The sequence below is a fragment of the Aureibaculum luteum genome, assembly GCF_003449015.1.
GTDB lineage: Bacteria > Bacteroidota > Bacteroidia > Flavobacteriales > Flavobacteriaceae > Aureibaculum > Aureibaculum luteum.
In genome coordinates this window covers 737,539-763,993 of the sequence record NZ_QRGD01000001.1, presented here as the reverse complement: position 1 = coordinate 763,993, position 26,455 = coordinate 737,539, and the positions used below count along the sequence as shown (strand labels likewise).

The 26,455-nt window shown below is 32.3% G+C and carries 25 protein-coding genes; 22 read left to right on the top strand and 3 right to left on the bottom strand.

All coding sequences use genetic code 11. The features are described from left to right. Nucleotides 1-104: 104 nt before the first annotated feature. The 22 genes from D3P13_RS03390 to D3P13_RS03285 all read left to right on the top strand — a co-directional run bounded on the left by D3P13_RS03390 (nucleotide 105) and on the right by D3P13_RS03285 (nucleotide 23,996). The gene (locus tag D3P13_RS03390; RefSeq protein WP_232829123.1) at nucleotides 105-3,326 is read left to right on the top strand and encodes a leucine--tRNA ligase; all 3,222 of its coding nucleotides are present in this window, start codon (nucleotides 105-107) and stop codon (nucleotides 3,324-3,326) included. Further along, a complete protein-coding gene (locus D3P13_RS03385) occupies nucleotides 3,326-3,583 on the top strand; it encodes a SemiSWEET family sugar transporter (protein WP_117879872.1) in 258 nt (85 codons plus the stop codon). Before D3P13_RS03390 ends, D3P13_RS03385 begins: the two co-directional genes overlap by 1 nt. 290 nt (nucleotides 3,584-3,873) lie before the next feature. Beyond that, nucleotides 3,874-5,274 carry an anthranilate synthase component I family protein gene (locus D3P13_RS03380; RefSeq protein WP_117879871.1) on the top strand — a complete coding sequence of 467 codons (1,401 nt, stop codon included), beginning with the start codon at nucleotides 3,874-3,876 and terminating at the stop codon, nucleotides 5,272-5,274. 105 nt (nucleotides 5,275-5,379) lie between these two features. Further along, nucleotides 5,380-5,946 (top strand): anthranilate synthase component II, encoded by a 567-nt coding sequence (locus tag D3P13_RS03375; RefSeq protein ID WP_117879870.1) that lies wholly within the window; start codon nucleotides 5,380-5,382, stop codon nucleotides 5,944-5,946. Between the two features lie 33 nt (nucleotides 5,947-5,979). Further along, nucleotides 5,980-6,978 (top strand): anthranilate phosphoribosyltransferase, encoded by a 999-nt coding sequence (gene trpD, locus D3P13_RS03370; protein ID WP_117879869.1) that lies wholly within the window; start codon nucleotides 5,980-5,982, stop codon nucleotides 6,976-6,978. A 4-nt stretch (nucleotides 6,979-6,982) separates the two neighbouring features. Next, the gene (gene trpC, locus D3P13_RS03365) at nucleotides 6,983-7,771 is read left to right on the top strand and encodes an indole-3-glycerol phosphate synthase TrpC (RefSeq protein ID WP_117879868.1); all 789 of its coding nucleotides are present in this window, start codon (nucleotides 6,983-6,985) and stop codon (nucleotides 7,769-7,771) included. Between the two features lie 45 nt (nucleotides 7,772-7,816). Next, nucleotides 7,817-8,467 (top strand): phosphoribosylanthranilate isomerase, encoded by a 651-nt coding sequence (locus D3P13_RS03360; protein WP_117880250.1) that lies wholly within the window; start codon nucleotides 7,817-7,819, stop codon nucleotides 8,465-8,467. A 50-nt stretch (nucleotides 8,468-8,517) separates the two neighbouring features. After that, nucleotides 8,518-9,699 (top strand): tryptophan synthase subunit beta, encoded by a 1,182-nt coding sequence (gene trpB, locus D3P13_RS03355; protein WP_117879867.1) that lies wholly within the window; start codon nucleotides 8,518-8,520, stop codon nucleotides 9,697-9,699. Nucleotides 9,700-9,762: 63 nt separating this feature from the next. After that, complete coding sequence (trpA, locus tag D3P13_RS03350; RefSeq protein ID WP_117879866.1) at nucleotides 9,763-10,530, top strand: tryptophan synthase subunit alpha; 768 nt, start codon at nucleotides 9,763-9,765, stop codon at nucleotides 10,528-10,530. Nucleotides 10,531-10,638: 108 nt separating this feature from the next. Continuing rightward, nucleotides 10,639-11,055 carry a T9SS type A sorting domain-containing protein gene (locus D3P13_RS03345; RefSeq protein ID WP_157972819.1) on the top strand — a complete coding sequence of 139 codons (417 nt, stop codon included), beginning with the start codon at nucleotides 10,639-10,641 and terminating at the stop codon, nucleotides 11,053-11,055. A gap of 247 nt (nucleotides 11,056-11,302) precedes the next feature. Next, nucleotides 11,303-12,766, top strand: a complete 1,464-nt coding sequence (locus tag D3P13_RS03340; RefSeq protein ID WP_232829122.1) for a sensor histidine kinase — start codon at nucleotides 11,303-11,305, stop codon at nucleotides 12,764-12,766. Between the two features lie 6 nt (nucleotides 12,767-12,772). Then, nucleotides 12,773-13,546 (top strand): enoyl-CoA hydratase/isomerase family protein, encoded by a 774-nt coding sequence (locus tag D3P13_RS03335; RefSeq protein WP_117879863.1) that lies wholly within the window; start codon nucleotides 12,773-12,775, stop codon nucleotides 13,544-13,546. Between the two features lie 21 nt (nucleotides 13,547-13,567). Further along, the gene (locus D3P13_RS03330) at nucleotides 13,568-15,301 is read left to right on the top strand and encodes an AraC family transcriptional regulator (RefSeq protein ID WP_117879862.1); all 1,734 of its coding nucleotides are present in this window, start codon (nucleotides 13,568-13,570) and stop codon (nucleotides 15,299-15,301) included. Nucleotides 15,302-15,311: 10 nt separating this feature from the next. Continuing rightward, on the top strand, nucleotides 15,312-15,680 hold the full coding sequence (locus tag D3P13_RS03325; protein ID WP_117879861.1) for a hypothetical protein: 369 nt from the start codon (nucleotides 15,312-15,314) through the stop codon (nucleotides 15,678-15,680). Then, nucleotides 15,677-17,044 (top strand): helix-turn-helix domain-containing protein, encoded by a 1,368-nt coding sequence (locus D3P13_RS03320; RefSeq protein WP_117879860.1) that lies wholly within the window; start codon nucleotides 15,677-15,679, stop codon nucleotides 17,042-17,044. Before D3P13_RS03325 ends, D3P13_RS03320 begins: the two co-directional genes overlap by 4 nt. Nucleotides 17,045-17,278: 234 nt before the next feature. Next, nucleotides 17,279-18,100 carry a carboxypeptidase-like regulatory domain-containing protein gene (locus D3P13_RS03315; RefSeq protein WP_117879859.1) on the top strand — a complete coding sequence of 274 codons (822 nt, stop codon included), beginning with the start codon at nucleotides 17,279-17,281 and terminating at the stop codon, nucleotides 18,098-18,100. Nucleotides 18,101-18,143: 43 nt separating this feature from the next. After that, nucleotides 18,144-18,542 (top strand): hypothetical protein, encoded by a 399-nt coding sequence (locus D3P13_RS03310; RefSeq protein ID WP_117879858.1) that lies wholly within the window; start codon nucleotides 18,144-18,146, stop codon nucleotides 18,540-18,542. Nucleotides 18,543-18,637: 95 nt separating this feature from the next. Further along, entirely contained in the window at nucleotides 18,638-18,907 is a 270-nt protein-coding gene (locus tag D3P13_RS03305; RefSeq protein WP_232829121.1) for a hypothetical protein, read from the top strand. Between the two features lie 36 nt (nucleotides 18,908-18,943). Continuing rightward, a complete protein-coding gene (locus D3P13_RS03300; protein WP_117879857.1) occupies nucleotides 18,944-21,583 on the top strand; it encodes a S9 family peptidase in 2,640 nt (879 codons plus the stop codon). Nucleotides 21,584-21,692: 109 nt separating this feature from the next. Then, nucleotides 21,693-22,553: a TraB/GumN family protein gene (locus tag D3P13_RS03295; protein ID WP_117879856.1), complete on the top strand. Its 861-nt coding sequence runs from the start codon at nucleotides 21,693-21,695 to the stop codon at nucleotides 22,551-22,553. 155 nt (nucleotides 22,554-22,708) lie between these two features. After that, nucleotides 22,709-23,722 (top strand): M4 family metallopeptidase, encoded by a 1,014-nt coding sequence (locus D3P13_RS03290; protein ID WP_117879855.1) that lies wholly within the window; start codon nucleotides 22,709-22,711, stop codon nucleotides 23,720-23,722. A gap of 1 nt (nucleotide 23,723) precedes the next feature. Continuing rightward, nucleotides 23,724-23,996, top strand: coding sequence for a protealysin inhibitor emfourin (locus D3P13_RS03285; RefSeq protein WP_117879854.1), 273 nt, complete (start codon nucleotides 23,724-23,726; stop codon nucleotides 23,994-23,996). Nucleotides 23,997-23,999: 3 nt separating this feature from the next. Here the strand turns inward: D3P13_RS03285 and D3P13_RS03280 are convergent, their stop codons facing one another. Genes D3P13_RS03280 through D3P13_RS03270 form a run of 3 tightly spaced genes read right to left on the bottom strand, consistent with a single transcriptional unit; the run spans nucleotide 24,000 to nucleotide 26,402 of the window. Further along, entirely contained in the window at nucleotides 24,000-24,659 is a 660-nt protein-coding gene (locus D3P13_RS03280; protein ID WP_117879853.1) for an HD domain-containing protein, read from the bottom strand. A gap of 9 nt (nucleotides 24,660-24,668) precedes the next feature. Beyond that, the gene (locus D3P13_RS03275; RefSeq protein WP_117879852.1) at nucleotides 24,669-25,655 is read right to left on the bottom strand and encodes an acyl-ACP desaturase; all 987 of its coding nucleotides are present in this window, start codon (nucleotides 25,653-25,655) and stop codon (nucleotides 24,669-24,671) included. Between the two features lie 9 nt (nucleotides 25,656-25,664). Further along, nucleotides 25,665-26,402, bottom strand: a complete 738-nt coding sequence (locus D3P13_RS03270; protein WP_117879851.1) for a lysophospholipid acyltransferase family protein — start codon at nucleotides 26,400-26,402, stop codon at nucleotides 25,665-25,667. Nucleotides 26,403-26,455 lie beyond the last annotated feature (53 nt).

Below are 26,455 nucleotides of genomic sequence, written 5' to 3'. Positions count from 1 at the left end.
TAGGGAAGTTTTAGGTTTTAAAGATACAAAAAATAAGGAGCTGTTCATTTTTTTTTCCCTTTGCGACTTTAACCGTAACTTTGCCACTCGAAAAAAATAAATGAATGAGTTACCATTTTAATGAAATTGAGGCCAAATGGCAAAAGTACTGGGCAGATAACAACACTTTTAAGGCCGCTAACCCGGGTGAGGAAGGTGCTGAGAAGCCTAAATTTTATGTGTTAGATATGTTTCCGTATCCTAGTGGTGCAGGTTTACATGTTGGGCATCCATTGGGGTATATTGCATCTGATATTTATGCAAGGTATAAAAGGCATAAAGGTTTTAATGTAATGCATCCGCAAGGTTATGATAGTTTTGGACTACCCGCTGAGCAATATGCAATCCAAACAGGACAGCATCCAAAAAATACTACAGAAATTAATATTGACGGTTGTTTAAATGAAGATGGTGATATATTATCTAAGTATTTAAATGACGATGGAAGTATAAAGGATACCGCACTTATTGAAAAGGGAAAGCAGACATCTGTAAAAGACGAAAATTATAGAGATAATATTATAAAAGGATATAGAAAGCAGCTTGATAAAATAGGTTTTTCTTTCGATTGGTCTCGAGAAGTGCGTACTTCTGACCCTAATTATTATAAATGGACACAGTGGATTTTTATTCAATTATTCAACTCGTGGTATAATAAAGATTCAGATAAGGCAGAAGATATTTCTAGCCTAATTTCTGTATTTGAGAAGGAAGGAAACGCAACAGTTAATGCAGAGTCAGATGATGATATTGAGCCATTTACTGCGGAACAATGGAAGATCTTTTCGAGCGAAGCACAACAAAAAATACTCTTACAATACCGTTTAACATTTTTGTCTGAAACGGAAGTAAACTGGTGCCCCGCATTAGGTACTGTTTTAGCAAATGACGAGATTGTAAATGGCGTTTCAGAGCGTGGTGGACATCCAGTAGAACGAAAAAAAATGAAACAATGGAGTATGCGTATTTCTGCGTATGCTCAACGTTTGTTGGATGGTTTAAATAAAATTGACTGGCCACAACCGCTTAAAGATTCGCAAATCAATTGGATTGGTAGATCTGAAGGGGCAATGGTTTCTTTCCCCATCCTAACCTTCCCCCAAGGTGAAGGAACTAGTGATGATAAAAAATTGGGAATTGACGTTTTTACAACGCGGCCAGATACTATTTTTGGAGTAAGTTTTATGACCTTGGCACCAGAACATGAATTGGTGACTAAAATAACTACTGATGCTCAAAAAGCAGAAGTTGAGGCGTATATAAAAGCGACAGCAAAACGTAGTGAATTGGATAGAATGGCAGATGTAAAAACCATTTCAGGTGCTTTTACAGGTGCCTATGCTGAGCATCCTTTTACCAAAGAACCCATTCCGATTTGGATCGGCGATTATGTGTTGGCGGGTTATGGTACAGGTGCGGTTATGTCTGTGCCTTGTGGCGATCAACGGGATTACGATTTTGCCAAGCATTTTAATATCGATATTCCTAATATTTTTGAAGGTGTGGATATTTCTGAAGAAGCATATGCCGATAAAGACAAAACGGTAATTGCTAATTCTGATTTCTTAAATGGGTTGCCTTATAAAAAGGCAATGAAAACCATCGTTTACGAAATAGAAAAACTGGGATTAGGATCTAAAAAGATAAATTATAGAATGCGTGATGCGGTTTTTAGCCGCCAACGTTATTGGGGAGAGCCTTTTCCTGTGTATTATGTAAATGGGCAGCCTCAAATGATAGATGCTAAACATTTACCCATAAAATTGCCCGAAGTAGAAAAATACTTACCTACAGAAGATGGCAAACCACCATTAGGTAATGCTGAGGTTTGGGCTTGGGATGTTACGAGCAACAAAGTTGTTGCTAATGATAAAATAAATAATACTACTATATTTCCATTAGAGTTAAACACGATGCCAGGTTGGGCAGGAAGTTCACAGTACTTTAACCGTTATATGGACCCTAATAATGAGGGTGAAATCTTCTCGCAAGAAGCTATCAATTATTGGCAAGATGTCGATTTATATATTGGAGGTAGCGAACATGCTACAGGCCATTTATTATACAGTCGTTTTTGGCAAAAATTTAAGTTTGATAAAGGCTTAGTGCCTCAAGATGAATTTGCTAAGAAACTGATTAACCAAGGAATGATTTTGGGGACAAGTGCGTTTGCTCACGGAATTGAACCCGTTATTGTGCATTTGAAAGATAATAAACCAACCGTATTAAGTTTAAAAACCGATACCTCTTATTTTATATCTATAGATTTAATAGAGCAAAATGATGTCTTTGGCCACAATGGAGGTAAAAGGTTTCATAATGAGAAAATTCAAAGTGAAATTGAAAAAGATTTCAAGAATTTTTACAGAGGGAAAAAACTATCTAAAAAGAATAGTCGTCTTCAGGAATATATTGATGATATAGATAATTGTTCTGTTACAGCATTGTCTTATTGGCCATTTCATGTAGATATTTCACTTGTTAATTCTTCAAATGCTTTGGATGTCGATAGGGCTAAAAAACACGTATTATTTTCTGATATAACTAAAAGTAAATTTTACATGAATGATGGAACTTTTAAAGTTTCTCGCGAAGTCGAAAAAATGTCTAAATCCAAGTACAATGTTGTAAATCCCGATGCTATTTGTCAGCAATACGGAGCAGACAGTTTACGTCTGTATGAAATGTTTTTAGGTCCGTTAGAACAGGCAAAGCCATGGAATACGGCAGGTATTACAGGTGTGCATGGTTTTTTAAAGAAGTTATGGAAATTATATCATACAGGTGAAGATGGAGCATTTTTTGTTTCAGATGTGGAGCCATCAGCAGAAGCATTCAAAACGTTACACAAAACCATTAAAAAAGTAGAAGAAGACATTGAGAACTTTTCTTTTAACACTTCCGTTTCTACGTTTATGATTGCCGTAAATGAATTGACCGCTGAAAAATGTACAAGTAAAGAAATATTAGAATCGCTAATCGTTTTAATTTCACCATACGCTCCTCATATTGCAGAAGAGTTATGGAGTAAATTGGGTCATAATACGTCTATTTCAACAGCTCCTTTTCCAAAATTTGAGGGTAGCTATTTGGTAGAAAGTAGTAAAACCTATCCTATTTCATTTAATGGTAAAATGCGTTTTACGATGGACTTGTCTTTAGATTTAACTAAAGATGAAATTGAAGCAGCGGTGATGGCACATGAAAGAACACAAGCACAATTAGCAGGAAGAACCCCTAAAAAAGTGATTATTGTTCCTGGAAAAATTGTAAATATTGTAGGGTAATGATTGCATCAATAGAAATTTTAGGACTCTTGGCAGGTGGTTTAACAACTGCATCTTTTGTGCCTCAGGTGTATAAAACTTACAAAAGTAAATCGGCAGATAGTCTTTCATTAACCATGTATCTCGTGTTTTTTGTAGGCATCATTCTATGGCTAATTTATGGAATTTATGTAAACAGTATCGCAATGATGGTTACCAATAGTATTACAGCCATATTGTCCTTGCTATTGATTTATTTTAAATTGAGATTTAAGTAATTGCAATTTTGAATTATAATTTTTTTTATTACATTTGTATCAACAATATAATTATGAACACAATTTTAAATCATACTTGGTGGTGGAATTCTCGAAACACAAATTCGTGAACTAACCTATTGTATATTTAAATTAAAAATAACAAGGCTTGTCATTCACGACAAGCTTTTTTTATTATATCAAGTAAATGAAACGAGCATGTTAAAAGTTTTATCACTTAAAGGAATTATTAATGGCAAACAGTCCCGAGGCTTCGAGATGACTATTAAAATTCGATTAAAAATGAACACATGAAATTTAAATTAGACACAACTTCGAAGAAAATAATTGCAGATACGATTACACCTGTAAGTGTGTATTTAAAAATTCGCGACCGTTTTCCGAACAGCATTTTATTAGAAAGTAGTGATTATCATGGTAATGATAATAGCTTTTCATATATCTGTTTTAACCCAATTGCAACGATTAAAGTTGTAAATGAAAAGATATTTCAAACGTTTCCCGATGGCAGTAGTGAAGTGATGGATATTACCAGTGACACTGATGTGCCTGCTGAAATCCATAAATTTTCACAACGTTTTGATGTTCAAAAAGATGAAAATTTCAAATTCATCCACAATGGAATCTTCGGGTATACTAGTTATGATGCCGTACGCTATTTTGAAGATATTGAAATTTCAAAAAAGGAAAATTCTATTGAAATTCCAGATATGTATTATGCAGTTTATCAAAATATTATTGCGATAAATCACTTTAAGAATCATGCCTATATTTTTGCTCATGATTATGATAAAAAAAGCAATATTGAAGATTTACATCAGTTAGTGAAAGCTCAGAATTTTACTACGTATAAGTTCACTAAAGATGGAGAGATAAGTTCTAACCTAACAGATGATGAATATAAAGATCATGTAGAAATTGCTAAAAAGCATTGTGCAAGAGGCGACGTGTTTCAGTTAGTGTTGTCTAAAAAGTTTAAACAAGCTTTTAAAGGTGATGAATTTAATGTATATAGAACCTTACGAAGTATCAATCCATCTCCTTATCTTTTCTATTTTGATTATGGTGATTTTAAAATATTTGGAAGTTCACCAGAGGCACAGTTGGTTGTTAAGGATGGGTTAGCAGAGATACATCCTATTGCAGGGACTTTTAAACGTTCTGGTAATGATGAACAAGATGCTGTTTTAGCTAAAGAATTATCGATAGACGAAAAAGAAAATGCGGAGCATGTGATGTTGGTCGATTTGGCAAGAAATGATTTAAGTAGACATGGTAGTCAAGTAAAAGTTGAAACGTATAGAGAGGTTCAGTTTTTCTCTCATGTAATACATTTAGTGAGTAAGGTAACTGGACAAAAACATGAGGACACCTCTACTATGCAAGTGGTTGCTGATACTTTCCCTGCCGGTACACTTAGTGGTGCACCAAAACATAGAGCGATGCAATTGATTGAGCAATATGAAAAAACGAGTAGAGCTTTTTATGGTGGAGCCATTGGCTTTATGGATTTTGAAGGTAATTTTAATCATGCTATTATGATTCGTACTTTTTTAAGTAAAAATCACGAATTACATTGGCAAGCTGGAGCGGGATTGGTTTCAAAATCAGATCCTGAAAATGAATTACAAGAGGTATATAACAAATTAGGAGCATTAACACATGCCATTGAATTGGCAGAACGCGTGTAAATATAAAAATAGTCCCCTCGAGGGGACTATAGGGGTGTTTATCCACTAAAATTAGAATAAATTAACAAAAATTCCCCTTTCTTTTGGAAAGGGTTAGGGATAGGAATGAAAAAAATATTAGTTATAGATAATTACGATAGTTTTACCTACAATTTGGTACATTATTTAGAAGATTTAGGTTGTGAAGTCACGGTAAAACGTAATGACCAATTAGCTTTAGATGAGGTTGAAGCCTATGATAAAATCGTATTGTCTCCAGGACCAGGTATTCCTGATGAAGCAGGACTGTTAAAAGAAATAATTCGACAATATGCTTCTACAAAAAGCATTTTAGGAGTTTGCTTAGGTCAGCAAGCGATTGCTGAGGTTTTTGGAGGTAAAATTATCAACTTAGATGAAGTTTATCATGGCGTGGCAACAAGTATAACGCTTGCCGTAGATGATGAGTCTATGTTTAACGGTTTGGAGAAAAATTTTGAAGTTGGTCGATATCATTCTTGGGTAGTTGATACCATTTTACCTGACGATTTGGAAGCTACTTCATTTGACGAAAACGGTCAAATAATGTCATTACGACACAAAAAGTATGATGTAAAAGGTGTTCAATATCACCCTGAATCTGTGTTAACTCCAAATGGAAAAAAAATATTAGAAAACTGGTTAAAAAGCTAGTCTGTCTAAAGTCTTATCATTAATAGCGATCAAATGAAACAAATATTAAATAGATTAATCAATCATGAAACTATCTCGAAAGAGGAGGCTAAAAATGTATTGGTAAATATTTCAAAAGGTGAATATAATCCAAGTCAGATTGCCTCTTTTTTAACGGTATATATGATGAGGAGTATAACGGTTGAAGAGCTTGAAGGCTTCCGTGATGCATTGTTAGATTTATGTTTAGCAGTTGATTTTTCTGATTATAACACGATCGACTTATGTGGTACAGGTGGTGACGGTAAAAACACTTTTAATATTTCAACATTATCATCTTTTGTTGCTGCAGGAGCGGGAATTCATGTTACCAAGCATGGTAATTATGGTGTTTCTTCCGTATCAGGTTCTAGTAATGTAATGGAATTTTTAGGCATAAAATTTAGTAATGATGAAGGTTTTCTACAAAAGAGTTTAGAAGAAACGGGTATTTGTGTATTGCATGCTCCTTTGTTTCATCCTGCCATGAAAAATGTAGCTCCAATTCGTAAGGCATTAGGTGTAAAAACCTTTTTTAATATGTTGGGCCCTATGGTAAACCCAGCCTTTCCTAAAAATCAATTGGTGGGCGTTTTTAATTTGGAATTAGCAAGAATGTATAGTTATTTATATCAAAACACAGATAAAAACTTTACTATTTTACATGCTTTAGATGGTTATGATGAAATATCTTTGACAGGAGATACAAAAGCGATTACAAATCATACAGAAACGATGTTAAGTCCGGAAGATTTCGGAGTGCCACAAATAACCCAAGAGGAAATTTTTGGTGGAAATACAGTAGAAGACTCTGCTAAAATTTTTATGGAAGTGATAAGCGGAAAAGGTACAATTGCACAAAATAATGTAGTTTGTGCAAATGCAGGAATGGCAATAGCCACGGTAAAAAATTTACAACCGAAAGAGGGGTTTGATATAGCAAAGGAATCACTTTTAGGAGGAAAAGGTCTAGAAGCATTAAAGAAACTGCAGGCAATCAGTAGTAATAATTAAAAATATGACAATACTAGATAGAATAATTGCAGATAAATATATAGAGGTTCGACTTCGAAAAAGTGTGTCACCAATAACGCAATTGGAAAAATCGGTTTTATTTGAACGTAAAACGATTTCTTTAGCGAACAGGTTAAAAAATAGTAGCAGCGGAATTATCGCGGAACATAAGAGAAGGTCACCTTCTAAATCAATTATTAATACCAGTTTAAATGTTTTTGATGTTGCCAAAGGTTATGAAGAGGCGGGTGTATGTGGAATGTCAGTTTTAACGGATGGTAAATATTTTGGAGGATCATTAGATGATTTATTAACTGCTAGAGCAAATTGTAATTTGCCTTTGTTGCGTAAAGAATTTATTGTTGATGAATATCAGTTGTTAGAGGCAAAATCATACGGTGCCGATGTTATATTGCTTATTGCTGCAGTTTTGTCACAAAAGGAAATAAAACACTTTTCTGAATTTGCTAAAAAATTGGGATTGGAAGTATTGTTAGAAGTTCATAATGAAGAAGAGCTGCAGAAGTCTATCATGCCCAGTTTAGATATGTTGGGTGTAAATAATAGAAATTTAAAAACTTTTGAAGTTAGTTTAGATAATAGTAAGGATTTAGCAGCAAAAATACCTAATGACTTTGTAAAAGTGTCTGAAAGTGGTATTAGTAGTGTTGAAGCAATTAAAGAATTACAACCCTATGGTTATAAAGGTTTTTTAATTGGTGAAAACTTTATGAAAACGGATAATGCAGGTAAAAGTGCCAAGGAATTTATTCTTAAACTAAATTCAGATTAAATCGTCATGCTGAAACCAGTTCAGGGTGACGAAAACGAACAAATTATGAAACTCAAGGTTTGTGGAATGAAATATCATGATAATGTAATTGGCGTTGCTCAGTTGCAACCTGATTATATGGGATTCATATTTTATGAAAAATCACCACGAAATTTTGTAGGTAATATGCCAGAGATTTCAAAATTAATTAAAAAAGTTGGTGTCTTTGTAAATGCTAGTTTAGAAGAGGTTATTGATAAAGTGAACACGTATGGTTTGCAAGCTGTGCAATTACATGGTGAAGAAACCCCTGAATTTTGTATCAAATTAAGGCATTCACTTGCCCCGAAGCCTCGGGGTATTTCGGGATCACATCCCGATATTATCAAAGTTTTTTCAATTAAAGATGAATTTGATTTTAAGGTTTTAAAGCCCTATGAAACGGTTTGTGATTATTTTCTGTTTGATACAAAAGGAAAAAATCCAGGAGGCAATGGTTACACTTTTAACTGGAATGTTCTAGAAAATTATCCATCAACAAAACCCTATTTCTTAAGTGGAGGTATTGGATTAGAATCAAAAGATAAATTAGATATTTTCTTTAAAAGTAAAGCCTCGCAATACTGTGAAGTTTTAGATATTAATAGTCGGTTTGAAATAGAGCCAGCATTAAAAGATATAGAAAAGTTAAAAGAATTTAAAAAAGGTCATTTTTAAATAAGGAGATCTTGTGTTCGAGTGATTTTTCACTTACTAAATTATAAAAAATGAATTATAACGTCAACGAAAAAGGATACTATGGAGAGTTTGGAGGAGCATACATTCCTGAAATGCTTTATCCAAATGTAGAAGAATTACGCCAGAATTACTTGAAGGTTATGGCAGAACCTGATTTTCAAAAGGAATTTCAGCAATTGTTAAAAGACTATGTTGGTCGTCCGTCTCCACTTTATTTGGCCAAACGATTGTCTGAAAAATATAACACTAAGATATATCTAAAACGTGAAGATTTAAACCATACGGGTGCTCACAAAATAAACAATACGATTGGTCAGATTTTAATGGCTAAACGTTTAGGGAAAAGTAGAATTATTGCTGAAACAGGAGCGGGTCAACATGGTGTGGCAACGGCAACGGTCTGTGCATTAATGGGTTTGGAATGTATTGTGTATATGGGTGAAATAGATATTGCTCGTCAAGCACCGAATGTGGCCAGAATGAAAATGTTAGGGGCAACTGTAATTCCTGCTTTATCAGGCAGTAGAACCTTAAAAGATGCTACTAATGAAGCCATTCGCGATTGGATTAATAATCCAGTAAATACACATTATATTATCGGTTCAGCTATTGGTCCGCATCCATATCCAGACATGGTTACACGGTTTCAGTCTATAATTTCAGAAGAAATAAAATGGCAATTAAAAGAGCATGAAGGTAGAGAAAATCCTGATTATGTTGTGGCATGTATTGGTGGCGGTAGTAATGCAGCAGGAACGTATTATCACTTTTTACATGAAGAAAGTGTAAAAATAATAGCTGTAGAAGCGGCAGGATTAGGAGTTGATTCAGGAGAAAGTGCAGCAACTTCTATATTGGGAAAAGAAGGAATTATACATGGCTGTAAAACATTATTAATGCAGACGAAAGATGGTCAAATTACGGAGCCATATTCTATTTCTGCGGGATTAGATTATCCAGGGGTTGGACCAATGCACGCACATTTATGTAAAACAGGTCGAGCAGAATTTATGTCAATTACTGATGATGAAGCGATGAAATCGGGATTAGAATTAAGTAAATTAGAAGGTATAATTCCAGCCATTGAAAGTTCACACGCCTTGGCTATTTTCGACAAGAAAAAGTTCAAGGAAGACGATATTGTCGTAGTCAACTTATCGGGTCGTGGTGATAAAGATTTGGATACTTATATAAACTATTTTAAATTATAAAAATTTGAGATTAGACCTTAAAGGTGTTTAAAAACTTGTGAGGTCTTAATACGCTACTTAAAGATGAATAGAATAAACCAAAAACTCGAGAAAAGTAAACGTTTACTTTCAATATATTTTACAGCTGGTTATCCAAATTTAAATGACACGGTTACTATCATTCAAAATCTTGAAAAGTCAGGAGTTGATATGATAGAAATTGGCTTGCCATTTAGTGACCCTTTGGCAGACGGACCGACAATACAAGCAAGTTCTACAAAAGCGTTACAGAACGGTATGACAAGTGAAGTTTTGTTTGGGCAATTAAAAAACATAAGAGAATCGGTACAAATACCATTGATTATTATGGGTTATTTTAACCCTATTTTACAATTTGGCGTAGAAGAATTTTGTAAAAAGTGCTCAGAAATTGGTATTGACGGATTAATAATTCCTGACCTTCCTGTAGATGTTTATAACGATCAATATAGAGCTACATTTCAAAAGTACGGATTGATAAATGTATTTTTAATTACACCTCAAACTTCAGATGAACGCATTCGTTTTATTGATTCAATATCTAATGGTTTTATCTATATGGTAAGTAGTGCTAGTGTTACCGGTAGTCAATCTGGTTTTGGAGAAGAACAGACAAACTACTTCCAACGTATAGAAAAAATGAACTTAGACAATCCGCAAATTATTGGTTTTGGTATTTCTGATAACACCTCATTTACGCAAGCTACCGAGTATGCAAAAGGGGCAATTATCGGTTCGGCATTTATTAAACACTTGACAAGTTTTGGTATAAATAGTGTTGATAAATTTGTTAGTAATATATTAAAGGCATAATGATTTGCATATCAGTTGATTAATTTTTTTTATATATTTGCAAAACCCAAAATTGATTACATAACTCTAAATTAATAAAAAAGGATGGGCTTAAAATTTTTGATAGGTATGCTACTTTTTGTACCTAGTTTACTTTTTGCAGCTACTAATTCTAACGAATTTATTGGCAATAATTCCAAATCTTATATAAAGGTAATCGATACTGTTGGTACACCAGCAATAACTGTTGTAGAAAAAACGGAATTGCAAATACATAACGCAACTAAGGTTACTAGTCTTGAAAAAAAGGCCGTAAGAATATTTCCAAACCCAGTTAAAGATGTACTTATTGTAGGGTCATTAAATGCGTCTAAAGATGCCGTTAATACCGTTCATGTTTTTAATAATTTAGGTCAAGTAGTGTACGAAAACTCTTCAATGCCTGCTGAAAACAATCAAATTAAAATTAAAACAGAGAGTCTTAAACCTGGGGTGTATTATCTGAAAGTAAATAAAGGAAGCATTTCAAAATTTATTAAGATTTAAGAATTTCTTCGAAATCTCCATAGAATATTTAGTTATACTGTTTTATATTTTTTAGGTATGATATTTGCTATCTTTACACTTAGTGTCAAGTTAAGCTAAAATAAACGTATAATCCAAGGTGTCTTTTGCGGCATCTCGTTGTTAAAAAATAATTCAATAGCTACGGCTATTCAATGATTTCTTGCCTAGACCTGCCACAAAATCTACGATTGCCTTATAAGTCATTTCAACATTAACTTGACACTAAATGAAACTAAAAAAATTCTCTTTACGTACCCGCATCTTTTTAGCCATGATCCTGTTGGTGGTTATAGCCTCTATTCTAATAGCTTTGGTAGCGGTTTATCAATACCGTGAACAAACAAAAGATTATCACGAAGATCGTCTAGAACGTAAAGAAAATACTATAAAAACCACTATTGGTATTGAGTTAAAAAAACATACTACTTTTCCAGTTACAGAAGAAAATTTATATAATATCTTTAAATATAAAGATAGAATCTATGATATTTCTGATATAAACCAACTTGATATTCTCATTTTTGATTTAAAAGGAAAACTCCAAATCAGTTCTTCATCGAGTTTTGCAAAAGACGATACTAATTATGATATTTCTCAACGCGTTTTAAACGGATTGGCTGAAAGTTCAGACCATAGAGTCGTGGTTGAAGATCAGACACCGAGTGGGATAAAATATAAATCTGCCTACACCTACATTTATGATAGTAAATTTAAGCCTATTGGTATTTTGCACATTCATTATTTAAAAGATAATACTTTTCAAAATGATGAGCTCATTGAATTTTTAGGAAGATTATCTTACGTTTATTTTTTCATGTTGTTAATTGCTATCACCATAGCATATTTTGTATCCAAGTATATTTCTCAATCTATAGAAACAGTAAGTGATAAAATGGCGATGACGGCCATAGGGAAAAGTAATGAAAAAATTTTATTAGACACGGCAAGTTTAGAAATTTACAACCTAGTTAATGCGTATAACAAGATGGTTGATGAATTAGAAAATAGTGCGGCCAAATTAGCTAAAAGTCAGCGAGAACAGGCCTGGAGAGAAATGGCTAAACAGGTGGCACATGAAATTAAAAATCCGCTAACCCCAATGCGTTTAACCGTTCAAAGCTTTGAGCAGCGTTTTGATGCAAACGATCCAAATATAAAATCGAAAATAAACGAATTTAGTAAATCACTAATTCAACAAATAGATACAATGAGTTCTATTGCTTCTGCATTTTCTAATTTTGCTGAGATGCCTAAGCAGAATAGTGAAAACTTGAATGTTGTAGAAGTGGTTAAATTGGCGTTGGATATTTTTAATGAAGACTATATTCATTATTTTAATGAGGAGAAAGAGTTAATTGCCAAATTAGACAAAACACAATTGATTCGAGTTATCACAAACCTCACAAAAAATGCCATTCAATCTATAGAAGATAAGGAAAATCCAAAAATTGAGGTACGTGTGGCACAAGATAACAATCAGATTGTTATTACCATTGCAGATAATGGTGTAGGAATTGAAGAGGAATTTAAAGATAAAATATTTGAACCTAAATTTACTACAAAATCGAGTGGAATGGGATTAGGCTTAGCTATGGTAAAAAATATTGTGGAGGCTTATGATGGAAATATTACCTTTGTATCTGAATTAGGAGTTGGTTCTGTTTTTACGATTACCATTCCAAAAAAATAAACACTAATGAGTTACAACAATATTCTAATTGAGCAGGATGACAACATTACAACGATTACAATTAATCGTCCAAGTAAACTTAATGCCTTAAATAGAGAGACACTCTCAGAATTACACAATGCTTTCGTTGAAATTGAAGGAGATGAAACGACGCGGGTTATTATACTAACAGGAAGTGGAGAAAAAGCCTTTGTTGCTGGTGCAGATATTTCTGAATTTTCAGATTTTGAGGTAAAAGAGGGGACAGCTTTGGCTAAACAAGGTCAAAAGTTAGTTTTTGATTTTATTGAAAATCTTTCTATACCTGTAATCGCTGCAATTAATGGTTTTGCTTTAGGTGGAGGTTTAGAGTTAGCGATGGCTTGTCATTTTAGAATAGCTTCAGATAATGCCAAAATGGGATTGCCTGAAACGAGTTTAGGTGTTATTCCTGGTTATGGTGGCACACAACGTTTGCCTCAATTGGTAGGTAAAGGTAAAGCTATGGAAATGATTATGACAGCGAGGATGATCAATGCCGATGAAGCTTTAAAAGTGGGTTTAGTAAACTACACTGTGACTCAAGAAGAACTTTTACCATTAGCGGAAAATCTAGCTTCTAAAATAATTCAGAATTCTCCTTTAGCTATAGCTTCTGCAATAAAAGCTGTTAATGCCGGATTCAAAGATGGTGAAAATGGTTATGAAAAGGAGATAAAGCAATTTGGTAAATGTTTTGGTACTGATGATTTTACAGAGGGTACCACTGCATTTTTAGAAAAAAGAAAGGCCAAATTTTAATTTAAACTGACGAACAATTTTTTGAATTATTTCTACAAAATAGCACTTTTATTATTAGCATTGATTTTCTTTAGTATAAGTGATAGTTATGCTCAAGATCTTAAAGACAATTTAAAAGAGTATGAAGCACTGAGTGATTCTATCACTAAATACAAACCTACTGATAATAGACTTTCCATTGATTTTGCAAAGCGACAATTATTATTAGCGGAGAAGGGTCGTGATACGGTTAAAATCATACAGTCATTACATTTTATTGGAAGAAATAGTCAGTTTATTTCGGAGTTTAAACAATCAATTGAATTTTTTGAAAGAGAATTAGCCCTAATTTCATTTATAGATGTAAATGAAGAAAAGTATAAAAGACTAACGGCTGATTATTACACTGAAATTGAAATTTTAGCCCAATTAGGTCAAAATTATGTGGCACTAGGTCAGTTTAATAAAGCACTGAAGCTTTATGATAAATGTGTGGCAATTGCCGAAAAAGAAAATTTAGAATTTTATAAGGCCATTATGCCTACTATCATTGCCGATTTGTACGCAACAATAGGTAATTATAGAGTCGCTCTTAAAAAAAATAAAGAATCTTACGAGGCTTTAAAAACGGTAAACGACGTTAGTGATACTACAAAAATAGCCAATAGAGGGTTCGTAGCAATAAATATTAGTAATTCTTATCTAAACTTGGCTAAGTTAGATTCTGCACTTTGGATTTTAGATGAGGGGCTTAAAGAGAAATTAGATACGTTAAGTATATCTTCTAAACAACTGTTCGTTGGACAAAGGGGCGAAGTGTATTTAGAGAAAAAAGAATATCAGAAGGCTCTTAATTATTTGTTAGAAGCACATAGTTTAGCAGTTCAATACGATTCTGTTGTGGGACCGGCGAGCTATTCGTTAGAACTTGCAGAATGCTATTTTTATTTAAAAAATTATCAGCTAGCAATAGACAAACTCGAGCAAGGTTTAATTTTAAAAAAGCAACGAACCAAAGAAATTCACCTAACCGAAGATTATAAACTGTTGGCAAAAATATATAAGCAGTCGGGTAATTTAGAAAAATCAAATGAAAACTTTGAAAAATATATATTAAACCAAACGGCCTTAGAAAAAAGTAAAGATACCATTACCTCTGCTTTTCATACACAGGAAGTATCAAACTTAGAAAAGGAAAAATCTACTCAAAAGAATACGTTTTACTTATTTATGAGTATTGGGTTGGGATTACTTGTACTTTTGATAACTTTTATTATTTATCTTATCAAAGAAAAAAAGAAGAATACAGAAAAATTTAATGTATTATTATCTAAATTTAATCAAGAAGAAAAGACTACGTTCGAGATTATAGATACTAAAGACAAAGTGCTTGAGGAAAAAATTTCAGCAGAGGTAAATGAAGAAACAACTTACCTTATATTGGCAGGCTTACAATCTTTAAAAGAACAAGAATACTTTTTAAGACAAGATTGTAATTCTTATAACGTTGCTAAAAAGATCAAGACCAATACATCTTACCTTTCTAAAGTAATAAACTCTCATTTCGAGAAAAATTTTAACACCTATATTAATGATTTACGAATTAATTATGCCATATTAAGATTGAAGAATGATAGTAGATTTCGTTCCTTTTCTGTGCAATCAATAGCCGAAGAGATAGGTTATAAAAGTGCAGATTCATTTGCCAGATACTTCAAATTAAGTACGGGTTTAAACCCTTCATTTTACATCAAACAACTCAATTCTTTAGATTGAAAATAAACTTATGCAAAACTTTTTTAAAATACTAATTCTTTTAATATGCTTTAGTTCATTAAACACTACTTTTTGCTATGCTCAAGACCTTGAAGATAATTTAAAGAAATACCAAATACTCAATGATTCTATTGCAAAATATGAAGAAACAGATTTTCAAAAAGCGTTAGATTTTTCAAAAAAACAATTGGTTTTAGCAGAAGGGTCGAGAGATACGCTTAAAATTATAGAAGCATTAGATAATATTGCTAATTATAATGGACATATGATCAACTTAAAACTAGCATCAGTCTTTTTTGAAAGAGAATTAAAATTTTTAAGGAAAATCGATCTATCAGATAAAAGTATGCATCTGTTAAAACTGTTGATAATGAGTTGAGAATATTGGTTGAATTAGGTAAGTGTTATGGTTATTTAGGTCAATTTGAAAAAGCGATGACTTATTATGATGAAAGCACTGCAATTGCGGAGAAGCACAATTTAGAATTTTATAAGCAATATGTTATACCAACAAGAATTGCGTACTTACATTTAGGGTCAGGCAATTATAAAAAGGGATTGATTACCAATAAGAATTTACTTAAAGTTATCGAAAGCATAGATTCTGTAAATGAAGATTGGAAAAAAAACAGAAGATCGGCTCTTGCAGTTAATATAAGTAGGATTTATATAGCACTTAAGGAAAAAGATTCTGCACTTTGGATTTTAGAAGAAGGTGTAAAAAAGAATATGGACACTATAAATTTGAATGCTAAATTGCGTTATAAGGCCCAATTAGGATTTGTCTATTTAGAAAAAAAAGAATATAATAAAGCTTTACTTTATTTAAAAGAAGCTGAAAGGGTTGGTTATGAATATGATCCTAGCACAGGACCTGCAAATGTAAGTTTACAATTGGGAGAGTGTTATTTGAACTTAAAAAAATATGACAAAGCTATTACTACCTTAGTAGAAGGGATTGAGGTTAAAATAAAAAAGCAAAGTGAAATGTTTCTTGTTAATGATTATAAGTTGTTAGCTAAAGTATATAAAGAAGCCGGTAATATTGAAAAATCAAATGAATATTACGAAAAGTTTATTTTAAATCTGACGACTCTAGAAAAAGGTAAAGATACTTTGGTCTCAACTTTTCATGATAAAGAGATGCAAGAATTGAAAGAAGTAGAAGCATCAAAAAAAAATAGACTGCAATATATTATAGGGAGTATTTTAATTTTTGTTTTAGGGTTGATCTTTATAATTGGGTATTTGATTAAGGAGAAAAAGAAAAATACAGAAAAGTTCAATGTATTGTTGGCTAAATTTAATCAGGAAGAAAAAGCTACGTTTGAAATCATAGACACCAAAGATAAAGTGCTTGAAGAAAAAGTCTCGGCAGAGGTAAATGAAGAAACAACTCATCTGATATTGGCAGGCTTACAAACCTTAAAAGAACAAGAATATTTTTTAAGACAAGATTGCAATTCTTATACTATTGCTAAAAAAATTAAGACCAATACAACTTACCTTTCTAAAGTAATAAACTCACATTACGAGAAAAATTTTAATACCTATATTAATGATTTGCGAATTAACTATGCAGTATTAAGATTGAAAAATGATAATCGATTTCGTTCCTTTTCTGTGCAATCAATTGCTGAAGAGATAGGGTATAAAAGTGCAGATTCTTTTGCAAAATACTTCAAATTACGTACAGGTTTAAACCCTTCATTTTACATCAAACAACTGAATTCACTTTCCTAGAGAACTAGTTTTTACACTTCTTTTACCCTAAATTTATAAATATAGGGTTGCCAAATGACGCGTTCGTTTGCTAAGCTTCACATCAAGATAAGGCACTGATAAACAGATTTTTAAACTCAAATTATTATCCCCATTTTTCTAAAACTGGGGTAGCTTTGCTTGTGTAACCTATTATTTAGAAGGTTATTTGCTTCAGAAATCAAACAACAATAAACAACTAAAAATTATAATAGCATGAAATTTATAATAAGCATCATTTTATTCATTTGTACAATGTCTCTTTTCGCACAAAATTTTGCAGAGGGAGTTATAAAAGATATTGAAACCGACGAACCTATCCCTTATGTGAATATTGGAATCATTAATAAGAGTATTGGAACTGTAACTAATTTTGAAGGTAAGTTTGAATTTGAAACAAAATCAAATGTATTTAATGATTCCATTAGACTATCCTCAATTGGCTACAAATCAAAATCTATTCTGGTCCGTGATTTTTTGAAGATGTTAAAGACTAATTCAGAGATCTTACTTTATCCTGATGTTACTACATTGAGTGAAGTTGTATTAACCGCTAAAAAATTAAAAGAAAAAGTTATAGGAAATAAATCGAAATCTAAAAAGGTAAGAATCGGATTTACAGAAATTACGCTTGGACAAGAAATTGGAACAAAAATTAAAATCAACAATAGTCCAACCTATATTAAAAGCTTTCATACCAATATAGCTGCAAATAGTAATGATACACTGAAATACCGTATAAATTTCTATAGCATAAAAGATGGACTTCCTTATGAGAAAATTGTAAATCAGAATATAATTTTTCCAATTAATGTAAAAGAAGGCGAATTTACACTGAACCTAGAAGCGTATAACATTATTGTGAAAGATGATATCTATTGTACACTTGAATTGATTGAAGAACCAAAACCTGAGGACGAGCTGTTTTTTTCAGCGGCATTTTTAGGAAACAAAATGATTATTAGAGATGTTAGTCAAGGTGATTGGGAGAAAGTAGGTGCGATAGGTGTTGGGTTTAATTGTACTGTGAAATATTAGAAACCGAATAGTTAAATATTATAATCACTTAAAAGTAGAACACATGACAAAAAAGAAAAATATAACAACAACAGTAATTATGGCAGTAGTACTTGTTGCTATAGCCGTAATGATAAAAGGGTTTTTAGATGGCTATCAAGATGCTACAGATAGATCAGACTTAATTAGCGAAGTACTCGAAGAAAATTGCGATTGCACGGAGATAAACCAGATTATCTATGCAAAAGGATTGCAATTTGGTAAAGAGGGGTTGTCGACTGAAAAGGCAGAATATCAAATGATTGATTGTGATTATCAATCTTTTGAAGGTGAAGCAATCCGCATTAATGATCTTTTAAACAAAAAAGTAAAAGGTTTTAAAGATTTTGACCTTTTAACCATAGAATTGAATAACAAAAAAAATACTGAAATAATAACCATAAGAAATGGTGTAATCCAATAACTAACTTAAAATTTATAAAAAATGATACTAATAGTAATAGATGCAATCATCAAAATCATAGAAGCCGTAATTCTTTAAAAATTAAATAGAAAATTATGCAACCTTTAATTAAAAATAGAATGAATAAACTGAAAATAAAAAATATTCTAAAATTAACAGCAGTACTATTGTTGTTCTCGTTAGATAGTTACAGTCAGAGTACAATTACTCCAGAAATACAACAAACGGTTATTAAAAATGGAGTAGGACTGGGTAGCGTAATTGCTGTAACTGTTTCTTGGGAAAGGAATAAATCGATTTTATGGGCTATATTGCATGGCGTATTTAGTTGGATTTATGTAATTTACTATGCTGTAAGTCGATAATAAAATAAAACATATACTAACTTTAAATTATTAAAAATGAAAAAACAACTATTAATAATGCTGACACTATTTACCCTGATAATACCAAATGCAAATGCACAACAAAACGATGTACCTATAATTGATCGTGATATCTTTTTTGGAAACCCTGAAATATCTAGTGGGCAATTGAGCCCTGATGGACAATGGATTTCTTTCTTAAAAGAATACAACGGAATAATGAACATTTGGGTGAAAAAATTTGATCAACCTTTCGATGAAGCACGTCCATTGACAAATAATGAAAGGCCACTAGGAGGTTATTCATGGACTTATGATGGTACAAAGATCTTATTTGTAAAAGACAATAAGGGCGATGAGAACTATAATATTTATGCGGTAAACCCGAATGCTGAAGCTGAGGAAGAAACCGGTGTGCCAGTTTCTAAAAACCTAACACCGATGAAGGATGTAACCGCTCAAATTTATCAAGCGAGTAAAAAGAACCCTAATGAATTGATGGTGGGTATTAATGATAGAGATAAAGCTTGGCATGATTTATATAAACTAGATATAAGTACAGGTAAATTAGATTTGTTGTATGAAAATAACAATAGAATAACCAGTTGGAACTTTGATTGGGATGAAAATCCACGATTAGCGTATAGAACTAATGAAGCTGGTCATTCTGAAATTCACCGTATAGATGGCGATAATAAATTTACGAAGATATACGAAACTAATTTACAAGAACAAGCTTATGTAGCAGGTTGGAACAAAGACAATACTAAAATGTATTTGGTTTCTAATAAAGGAGATGTAAACTTTTCTACGCTTTATACAATGGATCCACAAACTCAAAAGATTGAGAAAATGGAGAGTGACCCTAAAAATAAAGTAGATTTTGGAGGTATGTTTATAGACGATAATACACGCGAAATTATATATACATCATACACATACGATAAAAGAGAGCGTCTTTGGAAAGATAAGAAGTGGGAAAAAATGTATAACTACTTAGAAAAGAAATTTAAAGGTAAAGAAATTGGCTTTGCAAGTTTTACAAAAGATTATAAGCAAATGTTGATTTCAACAAGTAGTGATAATTCGGCTTCTGATACCTACTATTTTAATTGGGATACTAAAAAGTTGATTCATCAATATACACCAAGACCACGTTTAAAAGAAGTAGAACAACATTTAGCTAAAATGGAACCTGTTTCTTATAAAAGTAGTGACGGATTAGAAATTCCTGGTTATTTAACTGTACCAGTAGGCGTAGCAAAAAAGAATTTACCGCTTGTCGTTTTAGTACATGGAGGTCCAAAAGGACCGAGAGATTATTGGGGGTACAATCCTTATGCTCAAATTTTAGCAAACAGAGGCTATGCCGTATTACAACCAAATTTTAGAGCTAGTGGTGGTTACGGAAAAGCATTCTTAAATGCAGGAGATAGAGAATGGGGTAAAAAGATGCAAGATGATATTACGTGGGGTGTAAAGCATTTTATAGGTAATGGTGTTGCAGATAAAGATAGAGTAGCTATTATGGGTGGAAGTTACGGTGGTTATGCAACTTTAGCTGGTTTAGCATTTACTCCAGAAGTTTACACTTGTGGTGTTGATATTGTAGGGCCAAGTAACTTATTTACCTTATTAGAATCTATACCTGCATATTGGGAATCTTTTAGAAAAAGTTTATATGAAATGACAGGAGACCCTGAAACGGAAGAAGGTAAAAAACTAATTACGGAAGCAAGTCCTTTATTTAGTGCTGATAAAATTACAAAGCCGTTATTAATTATTCAAGGGGCAAATGACCCTAGAGTAAAGCAGGCAGAAAGTGATCAGATTGTGGTTTCAATGCGAGATTCTGGAAAAGATGTGGAATATATCTTAGCAGATGATGAAGGTCACGGGTTTAGAAAGCCAAATAACAATATGGCAATGTGGGTTTCAATTGAGAAATTCTTAGCCAAACATTTAGGTGGTAGATATCAAAAAGATATGAGTGAGGCCGTTGAAAAAAGATTGGGTGAAATTACTCAAGATGTTTCTAAAGTAGTATATACTAAAGTAGAAAAAGTAGCTGTTGCAGCAACACTACCTGCTTTAAGTAACGACTTAAAAGCGTCGACAAATCAATATGATGTTACCATAGAAGTTCAAGGACAGAACATACCGATGCAATTAACACGTGAAATTAAAAAGGAAGGGACACAATGGGTTATTAAAGATGCATCTACATCGGCAATGGGAAACAGTGAAGACGTAGTTTATTTAGAAAACATGACTCCCGTTAAAAGAGTTATTACACAGGGTGGTCAAACTTTTGAGGTTAACTATACAAAAGATACTATTTCGCTTACCATGATGGGTAAAACCAAAGATATGCCAGTAGAAGGAGCGTATTTAACCAATGGAGCTGGATATGATCTATTGGTGGCTCGTTTGCCGTTAGCGGAAGGGTATGAGACCTCTTTTTATAGTCTTGATGTGATGTCACAAAAATTGAATACTATGAAGTTAGAAGTGACAGGAAAAGAAAATAATCAATGGAAAGTTATCATTTCTAATGTAGAAAATGATAAGGACTCAACTACAATGTTAATTGACGTAGATAAAAAAGCAGCAAGTCAAATTGAACAAGTTGTACCTGCCATGGGTAATGCAAAAATTACCACTAAATTAAAATAGAAAATACACATTTAAAAGTGGGATTTCCATATTGGTTTTCCCACTTTTTAATTAAAGTAACATTACAACATAAAGTGATGTACTTTTAACATACTAAAAAACTCAAAAAATGAAAAAACAAATAGTAACAATATTTACATTGTTATGCTTTTTAATTACAGCAGTTCAGGCACAAGATAAAAGCAGTCTGTTGTGGAAAATTGAAGGTGACAATATCCAAACTTCATATATTTTTGGTACCATACATATGATGCCTCAAAAAGATTTTTCTATGCCTCAGAAGGTAAAAGATGCCTTTGAAAGTACAGATGAAATTTACTTGGAGTTAGATATGGATAGTCCTGAAATGATGCGGGAAATGATGCAAGAAATGATGATGGGAGAACAAGATCTTCTGTCTAACCATGTAGATTCAACAGAGTACAAGCTTTTAGATAGTTATTTAAAAGAAAATGTAGGTATGGGCTTTGCACAATTTAATAAATTTAAGCCTTTGTATATGTCATCTACTATTATGTCTTCATTTATGGGTAAACAAGTAGCGAGTTACGAAATGACGTTTATCGGGATGGCCAAAGCAGCTAAAAAAGAATTGAAGGGTTTGGAAACGGTAAATGATCAAATGTCAGTTTTTGATAGTATTCCTTATGAAGAACAATTAGATGATTTAGTTGAAATGTTAGATGATCCTGAGGAGACAAAAGAACTTTACGGAAAAATGGTCGCAAAATACAAGTCTGAAAATATAGATTCTTTATATAATTTTACGTTGAAATCTTTTGATAACGATGAAAAAATGATTGATGCTTTATTACTGAATAGAAATAAGAATTGGGTAAAAAAAATACCTGAAATTTCTAAAGATAAAAAAGTGATTTATGCTGTAGGAGCTGGGCATTTAGGTGGTAAAAAAGGAGTAATACAATTATTAAAAGACGAAGGATATACAGTAACACCTGTGTTAAACTGACAATTAATTTCAATAGCTAAAAAAAAGACCTGTGAAATTTTAATATCTCCAGGTCTTTTTATTGTAAGTACTTAAGTGTTAAATATATATTAAAGAGTATTTTATAAATACTAAAAAGCTTATTAAAGTAGTTATTTAGTATAAAATCGCTTCTTATGTGTATTAAAGCTCAGTGTTCAATTATTCCCCCTCATATTCTTGAAGAACTTGCCAAAAGAGGAAATACAAGTTGCAAGAAAACATTGAATGATGCACAACGTATATTACTAAAACGAAATACCGTTTTAAATAATCTCTTAATCCAAGAGGAAAAAGCAGGAAAAGGCGAAAGATATATTTATGATAGTTTAAATTTATATAAACAACGTGTTGAGCTTATCCGTAAAGAAAATGATGATGAAGTTGATGATGTTATTGCCAATGAAGTTTATGATATGTCGGGATATGTAAAAGATTATTTTAAAAACACGTTTAATTTAAACTCAATTGATGATAATGGAATGGATGTGATTTCTAACATCCGTTATGGAAAAAATTATAACAATGCCTTTTGGGATGGTGACGAAATGACTTATGGAGAAGGTGATGGCATCCAATTTAAAGATTTCACTAAGGCTATCGATGTTGTTGCACATGAGTTAATGCATGCGGTTACCCAGTTTTTGGCAAATTTAGAATACAAATCACAACCAGGAGCATTAAATGAACATTTTTCAGATGTATTTGGAACAGTTGTTAAACAAAAGTATTTAAAACAAGATGTTACTTGTGCCGATTGGCTGATAGGCGATTTAATTGTAACAGATAAATTTCCTGGTAAAGCCATTAGGTCTATGAAGGCACCGGGCACATCAAATGATTTTGACAATCAGCCTGATCATATGGATAATTTATATACAGGTACCGATGATAATGAGGGCGTACATATTAATTCTGGTATTCCGAACAAAGCTTTTTATTTATCTGCTTTAGAAATCGGAATTGATGATAGTGCCTTAATATGGTTTGAAACCTTAAAAGTGCTATGGCGTACTGCTAATTTTAATGATTTGTTAGATAATCTATTGAAGGTCTCAAAAAAATTATCAGATGATAAAAAAGTGAATATAAAATCCGTTGAGGTAATTACAAAAAGTTTTTCGGAAGTTGGTCTAGCTCAAATTGTTTAGTATGTTCTATAATATTCATATAAGTGGCGGTTTTGCAAATATTCAAAGAGAATATGAAGGCAAATTAGATATTGATATTCAACAAAAAGAAAACTTAAAAAAGGTATTGAATAACCCAAATTTAGTCAATGAAAATAAAAATCTTACGGATGCTTTTGTGTATGACGTAAAATTAAATATTGATGGTAAAATTTATGGAGCAACGTTTAATGAAAGTACAATCCCTCAAGAAATTGTGAATTTGGTTGATGAAATTGAGAAAAGCACAACGTAAAATTTACTTTTCGCCATTCCATTCTGCATCGAATTGGTCTAAGTATTTCAGCATATAAACATGTCTTTTTTTAGCTATTTTTTTACCAGACTTGGTATTCATTTTGTCTTTTAACAACAACAATTTTTCATAAAAATGATTAATAGTTGGTGCTGTTGAGTTTTTGTATTCTTCTTTGGTCATGTTTAAATTCGGGGCAATATCAGGGTTGTATATTTCCCTGTTTTTAAAACCTCCATAATTAAAACAACGTGCAATACCAATAGCTCCAATAGCATCTAGTCTATCTGCATCTTGTACAATGTCAAGTTCTATTGATGTAAATCTATTTTGGCTTTTAGAAAGCGATGATTTGTAAGAAATATTCTCAATAATTTTAATAACATTCTCAATTATTGTGCTATCAATATTTTGTTGAAATAAAAATTCACGTGCTACTTTTGGACCAATAGTTTCATCACCATCGTGAAATTTAGCATCAGCAATATCATGCAATAACGCACCAAGAGCAACAATAAAACTGTCAGCATTCTCTGTTTTAGAAATCAATTGGGCATTGTTATATACCCTTTCAATATGAAACCAATCATGGCCTCCTTCTGCCCCAATTAATTTGTCTTTTACAAAGTCAATGGTCTTAGAGATGATTTGATTTTGATCCATATATTGAATCTATTTGGTCGCTGGTTCTACCCATTTAAATTGAAAAGAATTTTCAGGAATTTTCATACGTTCCGCTAGGCGTAACATTCTTGCAGGTAAGTTAATTAAATAGTCCCTTGCTTTTTCAGCTTCATCTGAAAGGTCAGTAATCTTATCAATTTCCCAACGTTTTACAAGTTTGTCTAGAATGTCAACATAATCTAAAGAAGTGTAAACACCTATTCGTTGTGCCGTATTTGAAAATTCTTCAAAAGCAGTACCAATTTTGTCTCCAGATTCTCTTAAAAATTGTGCAGGCATAACAATTTTTTGCTTCATCATATATTGAAATGCCAACATCATTTGGCTAGGATCAACTTTAAAAATACGCTCTACAAATTCAGAATACGCATTGTGATGACGCATTTCGTCACCAGAAATAATACGACACATTTTGGCCAATTGTTTATTGCCTTTTTCTTTTGCCAATTTGGCTACTCTGTTATGAGATACATAGGTTGCCAATTCTTGAAAACTGGTGTACACAAAGTTTTTATAAGGGTCACGGTCTGTGCCTATATCAAAACCATCAGTAATTAAATGTTGTGTGGTAATTTCAATTTCTTTCATATTTACCCTTCCAGAAAGGTACAGGTATTTGTTCAGCACATCTCCATGTCTATTCTCTTCACCTGTCCATTGACGCACCCATTTTCCCCAAGGGTTGGTGTCAACTTGATCTACACCTTCAACATCCATTAACCAAGACTCGTAAGTAGGTAGTGCTTCTTCAGTAATCATATCACCAACTAAAACAACCCAAAAATCGTAAGGTAATTCTTTTGCTAGTTCACGTATTTCAGTAACCTCATTAAAAAAATTATCACCTTCAGAATTAGGTAAGAAATCGGAAGGCTGCCAAATTTTATCTATTGGGATTAAATATTTTTGAATCAATGCATCAACATCTTTTTCCAAAAATCGCATTACTTCTAATCTTTTATTTTTTAACGACATATATATATTTTATGGATGAACACCATTTTTTATGGTGGTTTCAACTTCATTTATTAAGAGCTCCTTATCCGTAAAGGTAGCAATTTTTACTGGTTTGTGTACTGTAATGGTTATGTGCGTGCCTATGCCCATTGGAAATTTTCCGTAACGTACTGTTTTCCAAGAATTATTTATAGAAATTGGAACAACAGTAGCTTCAGGTATTTCTTTAAATAAAGTTAACAATCCTCTTTTTTGAAAATCTTTAGGCACCCCATTTTTACTTCTTGTGCCTTCTGGAAAAATTACAGCAGCCCAATTATTTTTTATAACAGAAACTGAAAATTCCTTTATGGCAGTAATGGCTTGTCTCGGATTTTTTCTTTCTATTAATGCAGAACCTCCATGGCGTAAATTATAAGAAATACTCGGTATGCCTTTGCCTAATTCGGCCTTGCTAATAAATTTAGGATGATGTTTACGCATATACCAAATTATAGGTGATATATCGTACATGCTTTGATGATTGGAAACAATAATCAAGGGTTGGTTAATTTCTATATCATTTGGATTGGTAAACGTAAAACGAGTACCTAAAATATTTAAACATCGCAATAAGAAAAAGTTAAACAGATCAACACTTTTCTTTAAAGCGTTGTAGCCAAATACGTTATTGCTAATCCATAAAATAGGATGAAATATTAACAGTGTTAATCCAAAACACAGGTAATAAATAACAGATAAAGGATAGGCTAATAATTTTCTCATGTTTTTAATAAAAATCCTTCTTCATTCTTTTTACTAAAACTTAAGTAAAAAGA